At 72.2% G+C, this 12,196-nt stretch carries 10 protein-coding genes; 8 read left to right on the plus strand and 2 right to left on the minus strand.

All coding sequences use genetic code 11. The features are described 5' to 3' along the window. Positions 1–12 precede the first annotated feature (12 nt). Positions 13–495 (minus strand): glutathione peroxidase, encoded by a 483-nt coding sequence (locus AB0B76_RS05035; protein ID WP_360369492.1) that lies wholly within the window; start codon positions 493–495, stop codon positions 13–15. A 43-nt stretch (positions 496–538) separates the two neighbouring features. On the opposite strand from AB0B76_RS05035, the gene AB0B76_RS05040 reads away from it, so the two are divergent. Continuing rightward, a complete protein-coding gene (locus tag AB0B76_RS05040; RefSeq protein ID WP_360369495.1) occupies positions 539–973 on the plus strand; it encodes an NUDIX hydrolase in 435 nt (144 codons plus the stop codon). Here AB0B76_RS05040 and AB0B76_RS05045 read toward each other — a convergent pair. Beyond that, positions 960–2,618: an alkaline phosphatase D family protein gene (locus tag AB0B76_RS05045; protein ID WP_360369498.1), complete on the minus strand. Its 1,659-nt coding sequence runs from the start codon at positions 2,616–2,618 to the stop codon at positions 960–962. The genes AB0B76_RS05040 and AB0B76_RS05045 overlap by 14 nt on opposite strands. Positions 2,619–2,736: 118 nt before the next feature. Between AB0B76_RS05045 and ftsY the strand changes: the two genes are divergently transcribed. The 7 genes from ftsY to AB0B76_RS05080 all read left to right on the plus strand — a co-directional run bounded on the left by ftsY (position 2,737) and on the right by AB0B76_RS05080 (position 11,987). Continuing rightward, positions 2,737–3,909: a signal recognition particle-docking protein FtsY gene (gene ftsY, locus AB0B76_RS05050; RefSeq protein ID WP_360369501.1), complete on the plus strand. Its 1,173-nt coding sequence runs from the start codon at positions 2,737–2,739 to the stop codon at positions 3,907–3,909. 108 nt (positions 3,910–4,017) lie between these two features. Continuing rightward, entirely contained in the window at positions 4,018–4,806 is a 789-nt protein-coding gene (locus AB0B76_RS05055) for an aminoglycoside phosphotransferase family protein (protein ID WP_360369504.1), read from the plus strand. Positions 4,807–4,980: 174 nt separating this feature from the next. Further along, the gene (locus AB0B76_RS05060) at positions 4,981–6,372 is read left to right on the plus strand and encodes an ammonium transporter (RefSeq protein ID WP_360369507.1); all 1,392 of its coding nucleotides are present in this window, start codon (positions 4,981–4,983) and stop codon (positions 6,370–6,372) included. Positions 6,373–6,399: 27 nt separating this feature from the next. Continuing rightward, positions 6,400–6,738: a P-II family nitrogen regulator gene (locus tag AB0B76_RS05065; RefSeq protein ID WP_190249674.1), complete on the plus strand. Its 339-nt coding sequence runs from the start codon at positions 6,400–6,402 to the stop codon at positions 6,736–6,738. A gap of 27 nt (positions 6,739–6,765) precedes the next feature. Next, positions 6,766–9,024 carry a [protein-PII] uridylyltransferase gene (locus tag AB0B76_RS05070; RefSeq protein ID WP_360369510.1) on the plus strand — a complete coding sequence of 753 codons (2,259 nt, stop codon included), beginning with the start codon at positions 6,766–6,768 and terminating at the stop codon, positions 9,022–9,024. Positions 9,025–9,166: 142 nt separating this feature from the next. Beyond that, positions 9,167–10,708 (plus strand): signal recognition particle protein, encoded by a 1,542-nt coding sequence (gene ffh, locus AB0B76_RS05075; protein ID WP_360369513.1) that lies wholly within the window; start codon positions 9,167–9,169, stop codon positions 10,706–10,708. A gap of 148 nt (positions 10,709–10,856) precedes the next feature. Further along, positions 10,857–11,987, plus strand: a complete 1,131-nt coding sequence (locus AB0B76_RS05080) for an amidohydrolase family protein (RefSeq protein ID WP_360369516.1) — start codon at positions 10,857–10,859, stop codon at positions 11,985–11,987. Positions 11,988–12,196 lie beyond the last annotated feature (209 nt).

The raw sequence follows: 12,196 nt of genomic DNA on the forward strand, positions 1-12,196 counted from the left end.
CGTAGCCCACGGTCAGATGGCGGCCTCGACCGCCTGGACGACGTCGCCGGCCTTGGGCTCGGTACGCGGCCCGAAGCGAGCGGCGACCGTGCCGTCCGACGCGATGAGGAACTTCTCGAAGTTCCACCGGATGTCGCCAGTGTGCCCCTCGGCATCCGCCACCGGGGTCAGCAGGTCGTAGAGCGGGTGCCGGCCCTCGCCGTTGACCTCGACCTTCTCGGTCATGGGGAACGTCACACCGTAGGTGGTGCTGCAGAACTCGGCGATCTCCTCGGACGTCCCCGGCTCCTGGCCCGCGAACTGGTTGCAGGGCACGCCCAGCACCGAGAACCCGCGGCCCTCGTACTCCTTGTGCAGCGCCTCGAGATCGGCGTACTGCGGCGTCAGCCCGCAGCGGGACGCGACGTTGACCACGAGCACCGGCCGCCCGCGGAACTGCCCGAGATCGAGCGGCTTGCCCTGCAGGTCGGCGATTTCGACGTCGTAAAAGCTCATGCCGGTGATCGTATGCCGGGCGGCGCGGGGCCTACTGTGAAGCGTGACCGGTCATCAGCTCGCCGTGGGCGCCGTGCTGCGCCGCGGCAAGGACGTTCTGCTCATCAGCGACCCGCCGGACTGGGCGCTCCCGGGCGGCGCCGTGGAGCCGGGCGAGCCGGTGCTGGCCAAGGTCAGCCAGGAGGCGGGCTTCGCGTCCGTGCTCGCCGAGCGGCTGCTCTGGGTGGCTCGCTACCCGGCGGGCGGGGTCGAGTACGAGATGCTGGGCTTCGAGGTGACCGGTGTCGGCCCGCACGACGGCTCGGGCGCGTGGGTGCCGCTGGAGGAGGCCGTCGACCGGCTGGGCCGGATGTGGTTCGCCCCGATCCGCGAGCCGGCTGTGGCATATCTCACCGGGCGCGCCCGGGTGGCGACCCACTGGGCCTGGGCGGACCTCAACGAGCCGGCGGTGACGTACCCGCACGTCAGCTCAGCTTGAGCGCGGCCACCTCGCCCAGGGTCTTGTCCGGCCGGGTGCCCTGGATCGCCACGTGCGCCGAGCGCCCCTCCAGCAGCAGCAGCCCGACCGCGTTGCCGAAGTAGGGCCCGGCCGTCTTGCGCCACCGCACCGGCGGCTTGCGCAGCCCCAGTGACCGCGCGACCGAGCGCATCATCCGGGCCGCCGGCGGGTTCCAGCCGAACTTCATGGCGGGCCGGACGAGCTTCGGCATGTCGTTGTGCACCGGCGAGCACGTGAGCTGGTGGACCGCGCTCTCCACCTCGGAGCCCAGGTCGGCCCGCGCGGCGTAGGAGTGATGAACATCACCCGAGAGCACGCTGATCGACGCCGGTGCCGGTGACACGCCGCCATGCCCGGCGCCGATCTGGGCCAGCATCGCGCTCAGCGCCTCGAAGGAGCGCCCGAACGCCGCCCAGTGCTCGAGGTCCACCGCCTGGCGCAGCTTCTCCCCGAATCGGCCCACCCAGCCGCGCGGCGACTCGGCCAGCCGCTCGGTCGCGGCCTCGAGGTGGTGGATGGCCGGCGGCAGCAGCCACGGCAGCGAGGAGCCGATCACCAGGTGGTCGTAGTCGCCCGGGAGCTGCTTGGCGAACCAGGCCCACTCGCTGTCGGGCAGCATCGCGCGCTTGCCCTGCTCGAGCTCGCGGGCGGCGCGGTTGTCGAGCACAACGAGGCGGGTGCGGTCGATGTCGAGGACGTAGCTCCACCGGTACGCCGCCGCGCGGTCGCGGTCGGCGCGCGTGCCGAAGTCGTCGAGGATCTCGGTCGCGTCGCCCGTCGAGCTCACGGCCGCGTAGACGGGGCACTCGGCCAGCGCGCTCGGGGCCAGGTTGCCCATGTGCTGGTACACCCAGTACGACGCGAGCCCCGCCTGGATGCGCTGCGGCCACCAGCTGAGCCCGGCCATCTGCTCGCGCCAGCGCTGCGACGTGTTCCAGTCGTCGATGATCTCGTGGTCGTCGAAGATCATCACGCTGGGGACGGTCGAGAGCAGCCAGCGGATCTCGGGGTCGCCCCAGGAGTCGAGATAGAGCTTCGTGTACTCGTGGAAGTCCACCACCTGCGTCGTGGGCGCGTCCGCGCGGCGCTGCCGCCGGCGCCGCTTGAGCCAGCGCTGGATCTTCTCTGGGGTCTCATCGGCGTACACCTGGTCGCCGAGCAACACCAGGAGGTCGGGCCACTCGGTGGGCGCGTCCGAGCGGATGGACTCGATCAGCCGCGCCGAGTAGGCGTCGAGCGCGTCCGGGGGGTACCGCGTGACGCTGAGCGGACTCGCCTCGCGGCACGAACCGAAAACCAGCCGCACGGGCGCCCCCGCCGGACGGGTGCGGATCACCGGGGGCGGGCACTGGTCGTCGGGCGCCGGCCACACCTCGACGCCGTCGATGCGCACGCGGTACGACGTGACCGCGTCCGGCGGCAGCCCGTCCACCACGACCAGCGCGTAGTGGTGCCCGTGCACGCTGAACGTCCGGGCCGCCCCGCCCGCGGGCGCGGCGTCCACCTCCACGGTCGCCGGTCGCGCGGTTTCCACCCAGACCGTCGCCCGGTCGCCCTCGACGCGCCGCAGCACCGGGCCGAGCACCAGCGGGCCGCGGTCGTGGTCGAGCTCGGTTTCGGACATGACGATGCGACCTCCGGGCCTACTTGGGGTGAGGCGGTGTGCAACCCGAATGATCCTGCTCGGCCGGTCTCGGCGCCACTGCAGGCCCCCGGGCACCGCGTCTGGGAGGATTCGAGCCATGGAGTCGTACATCGTCTTCGGCCTGGTGCTGCTAGTCGTCATGATCGGGGCCACCCTTGCGCTGATCGCGCCCCGTTTCCGCAAGCCTCCGACGCTGCCCCCAGCCCCGCCGGAGGTCAAGCCGGAGATCGAGCGGAAGGAGCAGCCCGAGCCCCCGACGGTGATCGAGGCCCCCGCGCCCGCGCCCGTCGTCGTCGAGGAGCCGCCGGCCGCACCCCCGGCGCCGGAGATCGAGACGCCCGAGCCGACGGCCGGCCGCCTCGTGCGCCTCCGCGCGCGCCTGAGCCGCTCGCAGAACGTCTTCGGCAAGGGCCTGCTCGCCCTGCTCGCCCGCGACAAGCTCGACGACGACACCTGGGAGGAGATCGAGGAGACGCTGATCGGCGCCGACGTCGGCGTCCAGGCGACCACCGACATCGTCGCCAAGCTGCGCGAGCGGGCCCGCATCCACGGCACCGCCACCGCGTCCGACCTGCGCGGCATGCTCGCCGACGAGCTCGTCGCGGCCCTGCAGCCGGAGATGGACCGCTCCCTGGCCGCGACCCCGCGCGACGGGCGCCCCGCGGTGCTGCTCGTCGTCGGCGTCAACGGCGCGGGCAAGACCACCACCTGCGGCAAGATCGCCCGGGTGCTTGTCGCCGACGGGCACACGGTGGTCCTCGGCGCCGCCGACACCTTCCGCGCGGCCGCGTCCGAGCAGCTGGCCACGTGGGCCGGGCGGGTCGGCGCCGACGTCGTGCGCGGCCCCGAAGGGGCGGATCCCGCCTCGGTGGCGTTCGATGCGGTCAAACGGGGTATTGACGCGGGTGTGGACACGGTGCTGATCGACACGGCCGGTCGGCTGCAGAACAAGGTCGGCCTGATGGACGAGCTCGGCAAGGTCAAGCGGGTCGTGGAGAAGCACGGGCCGGTGGACGAGACGCTGCTCATCCTCGACGCCACGACGGGGCAGAACGGTCTCGAGCAGGCGCGGGTGTTCACCGAGGTGGTGGACGTCACCGGCGTCGTACTGACCAAGCTCGACGGCACGGCCAAGGGCGGCATCGTGATTGCGGTACAGCGCAAACTGGGCATTCCGGTGAAGCTGGTCGGTCTCGGGGAGGGCCCCGATGACCTTGCTCCGTTCGATGCCCGACAGTTCGTCGACGCCCTCATTGGCGCGGACGCGTAACCTCGGACGGTACGTTGAGACGGTAAGGCCCGGCCGCGTGCTTCCGGCGGCCGGCAGACGGCAGTACAGCTCGGTTCCCCCCGGTCAGGTCAGGCGAAGGACGAAGACGTGACGCAGCAGGAGATCCCGCTCCACGGTGGGAACACCTCCGTCGTGGTGCGCTCGGGCGACACCGTGCGCCGCAACGCGGGCCCGTGGACGCCCGCGGTGCACGCGCTGCTGCGCCACCTGGAGTACGTCGGGTTCACCGGCGCACCGCGCGCCTTCGGCATCGACGAACGCGGCCGCGAGGTGCTGCAGTACCTCGAGGGTGAGTGCGGCGAGTACCCGCTGGCCCCGCACTGGGTGACCGACGAGGCGATGGTCACCGTCGCGACCATGCTGCGCATGTTCCACGACGCCCAGGCGGGCTTCCGGCCGCCCCCGAGCGCGGTCTGGCGCTCGTTCGGCCCCCCGCCGCCGGACACCGAGGTCATCTGCCACCACGACGCGGCGCCCCACAACGTCATCTGGCGCCCGGACGGCACGCTGTCGCTCATCGACTTCGACCTGGCCTCGCCCGGGGCGCGGATCTACGACGTCGCGTACGCGGCGTGGACCTGGGTGCCGCTGTTCTCCGACCGGGACTCCTACACGCTGGGCTGGAAGCGCCCGAACCGCCCGCGCCGGCTGCGCATGTTCGCCGACGCCTACGGGCTGACGCCGCGCGACCGTCATCGCCTCGTGCGCGTCATTCGGAAACGCATCGTCGATCACATCGAGGGCATTCGACGCATGGCGGCCGCCGGCGACCCCGCTTTCGTGCGCATCGTGCACAAGGGGCATCTCCGGCGTCCGGTGCGTGACCTGCGGCTCATCGATTACGAGCGACACACGCTGGAGTACGCGCTCCGCTAGTACGTCTCCGTTGTGTGAGCCTTTCTTCACACGCTGGAAACATGACGTGACGCGGTAGAAACCGCGCAGCGCCGGTGCGCGAAACGTGAGCCCGACAAGCTCTCGCGCAACCGGCTGGAGGGCAACGCTGCCTCGAAGGTCGGGAGGGAGGATCTCGACTACCAGGAGGCCCGCGTGCCTGAAGCGACCATTAATCCGGGCCACACCGCGTGGCTACTCGTTTCGACCGCTCTGGTGCTGCTGATGACGCCGGCCCTGGCCCTGTTCTACGGGGGCCTGAACCGCAATAAAGGCGTCCTCAATATGATGATGATGAGCTTCTCGACAATCGGGCTCGTCAGCATCCTGTGGCTGTTCTACGGCTTCAGCGCATCGTTCGGCGCCGACAGCGCCGGGGGCCTCTTCGGCGACCTCGGCCAGTACTTCGGCAGCAAGACCTACATCGACCAGATGTGGCTCGCGACCACGGACAACCCCAGCGGTAACGGAATCCCGACGTACGTCTTCATGGTCTTCCAGATGACGTTCGCGGTGATCACCGTCGCGCTGATCAGCGGCGCCATCTCCGACCGCGCGAAGTTCGGCGGCTGGCTGCTGTTCGCGTTCGGCTGGGCCACCCTTGTTTACTTCCCGGTCGCGCACAACGTCTGGGGCGGCGGCTGGATCTACCAGCACCTGCACCCGCTCGACTTCGCCGGTGGTACCGCCGTCCACATCAACGCCGGCGCGGCCGCCCTCGGTGTCGCTCTTGTCCTCGGCAAGCGCATCGGCTGGCCGCGGGAGAGCATGAAGCCGCACAACGTGCCCTTCGTCGCCCTCGGCGCCGGCCTGCTGTGGTTCGGCTGGTTCGGCTTCAACGCCGGCTCCGAGCTGACGGTCGACGGCGTCACCGGCCTCGCGTTCGTCAACACCCAGGTCGCCACCGCCGCCGCCCTGCTCGGCTGGGTCATCGTCGAGTGGATTCGCGACCGCAAGCCCACCCTCGTCGGCGCCTCGTCCGGCGCGGTCGCGGGCCTCGTCGCGATCACCCCCGCCTGTGGCTTCATCGACTCGTGGGCGGCCGTGCTCCTCGGCCTCGTCGCGGGCATCGTCTGCGCCCTGGCGGTCAGCCTGAAGTACCGCTTCGGCTTCGACGACTCGCTCGACGTGGTCGGCGTCCACTTCGTCGGCGGGTGGATCGGCTCGCTGTGGATCGGCCTCTTCGCCAACGACAAGCTCAACTCGTACATCAGTGACCCGGCGCTCGGTGGCGCCAAGAACGGCCTGTTCATGGGCGGTGGCGTCCACCAGCTCGGCGCGCAGGCCGGTGCGAGCGCTATGGTCACGGTCTACTCGTTCGCCGTCGCCTTCATCCTCGCCTTCGTCATCCAGAAGACGATCGGCTTCCGGGTGAGCACCGAGGCCGAGGTCGAGGGCATCGACATCGCCGAGCACGCGGAGAGCGCCTACGACACGACGCCGAACAGCGGCGGCAGCGCCGGAGCGTTCGCCCTGGCGGGCGTCGGTACAAGCAAGACCCCTGCGTCGGCGGCGGAAGCCCCGGCGTCGGAATCGGTAGCCGGTTAGCGTCGAGGGATGTCGGAGGGAATGGGCATGAAGCTGGTGACCGCGGTCATCAAGCCGTATCAGCTCGACGCGGTGAAAGAGGCGCTCCACGCGCTCGGCGTGGCGGGCCTCACCGTGAGCGAGGTCCAGGGCTACGGCCGTCAGAAGGGCCACACCGAGGTCTACCGCGGTGCGGAGTACACGGTGGAGTTCGTCCCCAAGATCCGGGTCGAGATCGTCACCGACGAGCTCGACTTCGAGAAGGTCGTGGACGCCATCGTCACCGCCGCCCGCACCGGCAAGATCGGTGACGGCAAGGTGTGGGTCACCTCGGTCGACGAGGTGGTCCGGGTCCGCACCGGCGAGCGCGGGCTCGACGCGCTCTGAGCCGCTGCTGATCTCTATCCTCATCACATGACACATCCGTCGGCGCCCGTTCCGGTCCTTTCCACCGGGGCGGGCGCCGACGCGCGTGCCGAGCGCTCGGACGCGATCGACGAGTGGCTCGGAGAGCTCTTTTCAAAAGCCGGAGGTTGTACCTCCGGTGCCTCCCTCGTCGCCGTCGGTGGCCTGGGCCGACGCGAGTGTGCCCCGCGCAGCGACCTCGACCTGGTGCTGCTGCACCCGGGCGGGCCGGGGGACGAGGCGGCGGCCGACGAGCTCGGGCGCGTCATCTGGTACCAGATCTGGGACGCCAAGTTCGCCCTGGACCACTCCACGCGCAGCCCGGCTCAGGCGCTCGCCGTGGCCCGCGAGGACCTCAAGGCGGCCCTCGGCCTGCTCGACGCCCGCCTCGTCGCGGGCGACGCCCAGATCCTCACCGCACTGCACGCCGACGCCGTCGCCCAGTGGCGCCGGGAGGCCCGCCATCTGCTGCCCGGCCTGCGCACCCTCACCCAGGACCGCTGGAAGGCCCACGGCGAGCTGGCGTTCCTCCTCGAAGGCGACGTCAAGGAGTCGCGCGGAGGCCTGCGGGACTTCGGGGTCCTGCGCGGCATCGGCTTCGCCGGGGTCGCCGACGGCCCCCGCCCCGCCGTCCGCGGCGCCCACCGCACCCTCCTCGACGTCCGCGACGCCCTGCACACCGTGCGTGGACGCCGCGTCGACCGCCTCCTCGCGCAGGATCGCGACGAGGTCGCCGAGATGCTCGGCTACGGCGACCGCGACGACGTCCTGCGCCGCATCGCCGAGTCCGCCCGTACCATCGCGTACGCCAGCGACGACGCCTGGCGCGCCGTGGAGCGCTGGGCCGCCCCGAGCACCCGCGGCCACGCCGAACGACGCCCCCTCGCCCGCGACGTGGTCGAGCAGCGCGGCGAGGTCGTCCTGGCCCGCGCCGCCGTGACCCCGCGGCCGGACCCGGCCCTGCCCCTGCGCGTCGCCGCGGCCGCCGCCCGCGCCGACCTGCCCATCTCGCACGCCACCCTGGAGTGGCTCGGCGGCTTCGCCGGCCCCATGCCCCGCCCTTGGCCCGCTCCCGCGCGCGACGCCCTGCTCACCCTGCTGGGCAGCGGCCCGGCGATGATCTCGGTGTGGGAGGCCTGCGACCGGTACGGCCTCGTCGTCAACTGGCTGCCCGAGTGGGCACGGGTGCGCAGCCTGCCGCAGCACAACCCGGTCCACCTGTTCACCGTCGACCGCCACCTGGTCGAGACCGCCCGCCAGGCCGCACGGCTCACCCGCGACGTCGATCGCCCCGACCTGCTCGTGCTCTGCGGCCTGCTGCACGACATCGGCAAGGGCCTGCCCGGCGACCACAGCATCGTCGGCGCGCCCATCGCCGCGGCCGTGGCCGGCCGCCTCGGCCTCAGCGCCGCCGACGTCGCCCAGGTGGAGAAGGTGGTGCGCCTCCACCTGCTCATCCCCGACACGGCCACCCGCCGCGACCTGTCCGACCCGCAGACCATCGCGACCGTCGCCGGCGCCGTGGGCGAGGCCTCCACGCTGTCGCTCCTGCACGCCCTCGCCCGCGCGGACGCGGTGGCGACCGGCCCCGCGGCCTGGTCGGACTGGAAGGGCCGGCTCATCGCCGAGCTCGTCCGCCACGTCGAGCGCGCGCTGGACACCGGCGTCGTCGCACCGCCGCCCTCGCCGGTCGCCGGGCTCGCGGTGCCGGCGAAGCTGCCGGCGGTACACCTGGAGACCGACTCGGTGTCGGTGACCGCCCACGACCGTCGTGGCCTGCTCGCGGCCGTGGCCGGCTGCCTCTCCCTGCATCGCCTCGACGTCGTGACCGCCGACACCGCGACCGTGGACGGCCTCGCGCGGATGGTCTGTGCGGTGCAGCCCCGCTACGGCGGCGAGATCGACCGCGACGCCGTCGTCTCCGACCTGCGCCGCGCCGTGACCGGCGACCTGCCGGTGGCCGAACGCCTGGCGGCCCGCGAGCGCTCGTCCCGCCGCGGCACCGCGACCGCGCCCCCGCGCGTGGTGTGGCAGCCGACGTCGGCGGCGACGGACGCCACCGTGCTGGAGCTGCGCGCCACGGACACGCCGGGGCTGCTGTTCCGGGTGGCGAGCGCGCTGGGCGACATCGGCGCCGACGTGCGCTCGACGCGCATCTCCACCCTGGGCGGCGAGGTGGTGGACGCCTTCTACCTGGAGGGCGAGTGGGACGCGGCCGCGCGGCTGCGTGTGGAGGCGGCGGTGCTGAAGGCCGCGACCCCCTCCTGATGCCTCGCCCGCGCTCCGGCGGTCGGCTTTCTAGCGTTTCGTCCGATTTGCGGACGGCGTGGCGCGCGTCGTCGCGGGTCGCGCCGCACTGTCCGCGGTCGCGTACCCTTCAAGGGACTCCTACACCGAGGACGGATCTGTCGTGTTTGACACCCTGAGTGACCGGCTTTCCGGCATCTTCTCGAAGCTGCGGAGCAAGGGACGGCTCACCGACGCCGACGTCGACGCGACCGCGCGGGAGATCCGCCTGGCGCTGCTCGAGGCCGACGTCGCGCTGCCCGTGGTCAAGTCCTTCATCGCGCGGCTCAAGGAGCGGGCGCGGGGCGCGGAGGTGTCACAGGCGCTCAACCCGGCCCAGCAGGTCATCAAGATCGTCCACGAGGAGCTCGTGGCGACGCTCGGTGGCGAGGCGCGCCGGCTGCAGTTCGCCAAGAACCCGCCGACCGTGATCATGCTCGCCGGTCTGCAGGGCTCCGGTAAGACGACCCTCGCCGGCAAGCTCGCCCGCTGGCTCAAAGGCCAGGGCCACCAGCCGCTGCTCGTCGCCGCCGACCTCCAGCGCCCCAACGCCGTCAACCAGCTGCAGGTGCTCGGCGGCCGCGCCGGCGTCGAGGTGTACGCGCCCGAGCCCGGCAACGGCGTCGGCAACCCCGTCCAGGTCGCCCGCGACTCCATGGAGCACGCGAAGCGCCAGATGCGCGACATCGTGATCGTCGACACCGCCGGCCGCCTCGGCATCGACGCCGAGATGATGCAGCAGGCCGCCGACATCCGCGATGCCGTCGACCCCGACGAGGTCCTGTTCGTCATCGACGCCATGGTCGGCCAGGACGCGGTCACCACCGCCGAGGCCTTCCGCGACGGCGTCGGCATCACCGGCGTCGTGCTCTCCAAGCTCGACGGCGACGCGCGCGGTGGCGCCGCGCTCTCCGTCCGCCACGTCACCGGCCAGCCGATCATGTTCGCGTCCACCGGCGAGAAGCTCGAGGACTTCGACGTCTTCCACCCCGACCGGATGGCCTCGCGCATCCTCGGCATGGGCGACGTGCTCACTCTCATCGAGCAGGCGGAGAGCGCCTTCGCCGACGACGAGAAGGAGCGGATGGCCGCCAAGCTCATGGGCGGCGAGGACTTCACGCTTGAGGACTTCCTGGAGCAGCTGCAGGCGGTGCGCCGCATGGGCCCGATCGCCAACGTGCTGGCCATGATGCCGGGCATGAACCAGATGAAGGACCAGCTGGCCGAGATCGACGACAAACACTTCGACCGGGTCACGGCGATCATCCGCTCGATGACCCCGAAGGAGCGCACCAACCCGAAGATCCTCAACGCCTCCCGCCGCGTGCGCATCGCCAACGGCTCGGGCGTCTCGGTCACCGACGTCAACCAGCTGCTCACCCGCTTCGCCGACGCGCAGAAGATGATGAAGCAGATGGGCGGCATGATGGGCCTGCCCGGAGGCCGCCGCAAGGCGACCAAGTCGCCGAAGAACAAGCGCAAGGGCACCAAGGGCGGCAACGCCGGTGGCGGCATGCGCCAGCCCCGCATCGGCGGCGGCATGCCGCAGCTGCCGCCGGGCTTCGACCCCGCCGCGATGGACCCCAACGCCGCGGGCATGCCCCCGGGCTTCCGCCTTCCGAAGATCGACTTCTCGAAGCTGCAGAAGCGTGACAAGGACTCCTGACGCCCAGCCCACCGAAGAAGGCGCGCTAACCGTTCGACCGGCAGCGGAGCGGTCCCTGACGCCTGCGCCGGCCTCGAGCACCGCGCCTGAGTTTGGCACCGGCACCCGCACCGGCACCGGCAGTGCGTCCGCGCGGGGTGCCGGCGGCGTGTCCGAGGCGAGCGTCAGCGGCGCGTCCGCGCGGGGAGCAGAGACCGGTCCGGCGCTGCATGTGCGGGGGACGCTGCTGCCCTCCGGCGAGCGCCGCGACCTCTGGCTGGTCGGCGACCGCGTGACGTTCTCGCCGGTCGCCGGGGCACTCACGGTCGCCGACGAGGGGTACATCCTGCCCGGCCTCGTGGACGCCCACTGTCACCTCGGCATCCAGCCCGGCGGCCGGCCCTCCGACGGCGTAGACCAGGCGCGGTCGCTCGCCGTCGTGGACCGCGACGCGGGCGTCCTTGCGATTCGCGACGCCGGGTCTCCGATCCCGTATGCCTCCCTGGACGACGACCCCGACACGCCCCGCCTGGTGCGCGCCGGGCGGCACGTGGCGCCCCCGAAGCGGTACCTGCGCGACATCGGGGTCGAGGTCGGCGAGGCGGACCTGCCCGGCGAGATCACCCGCCAGGCCGGCCTCGGCAACGGCTGGGTCAAGCTCGTCGGCGACTGGATCGACCGCGGCGTCGGCGACCTTGCGCCCGCGTGGGACGTCGCCGCGATGGCCGGCGCGATCGAGGCCGCCCACACCGCGGGCGCGCGGGTCGCGGTCCACACCTTCGCCGAGGAGTCCGTAGCTGCCCTGGTCCGCGCGGGCGTGGACTCCGTCGAGCACGGCACCGGCCTGAACGAGTCGGACATCGACGAGATGGCCAGCCGCGGTACGGCCCTGGTCCCCACGATGATCAACATCGCCACGTTCGGCGGGATCGCGGCTCAGGCGGAGGACAAGTTCCCGGCGTACGCCCGCCACATGCTCGCCCTGCGCGACCGCTTCCCGTCGATCGTGCGCGCCGCCCACGAGGCAGGCGTCCCGATCTACGTAGGCAGCGACGCGGGCGGCGGCATCGAGCACGGCCTGGCCGCCGAGGAGATGCTCCTGCTGCACCGCGAGGCGGGCCTGTCGGCCGAGGCCGTCCTGCGCGCGGGCTCGTGGGGCGCCCGCGCGTGGCTGGGCTTCCCGGGCCTGATCGAGGGCGGCCTGGCCGACCTGGTCGTGTACGCCGAGGACCCCCGCACCGACCTCACCACCCTGCTCCGCCCCCGCCGCATCGTCCTGCGCGGCCGCGTAGTCCGCTGACCTTTCGCTTGCCGCACCGCGGTCGCCTGCACCACGCGCCCGCGCGTCCCGACGCCGCGCCTCCTCGCTTCCGTCGTTCCACGCGTCCTCTCGCCTCGGGCCCTCGCGCTGCCCGTCCACGCCGGTGGCCGATACGGGGCCGCCCCCGACGGCCTCGCGCGAGTCCGTGCGTCCGCGTGGCGGGATGCCGAGGCGTCGGCCGCCGCATC

The sequence above is a fragment of the Dactylosporangium sp. NPDC049140 genome (assembly GCF_040648435.1).

Coding starts and splice junctions, on each gene's coding strand:
- AB0B76_RS05035 (WP_360369492.1), bottom strand. CDS start 495: ATGAGCTTTTACGACGTCGAAATCGCCGACCTGCAGGGCAAGCCGCTC.
- AB0B76_RS05045 (WP_360369498.1), bottom strand. CDS start 2,618: ATGTCCGAAACCGAGCTCGACCACGACCGCGGCCCGCTGGTGCTCGGC.
- ftsY (WP_360369501.1), top strand. CDS start 2,737: ATGGAGTCGTACATCGTCTTCGGCCTGGTGCTGCTAGTCGTCATGATC.
- AB0B76_RS05065 (WP_190249674.1), top strand. CDS start 6,400: ATGAAGCTGGTGACCGCGGTCATCAAGCCGTATCAGCTCGACGCGGTG.
- AB0B76_RS05070 (WP_360369510.1), top strand. CDS start 6,766: ATGACACATCCGTCGGCGCCCGTTCCGGTCCTTTCCACCGGGGCGGGC.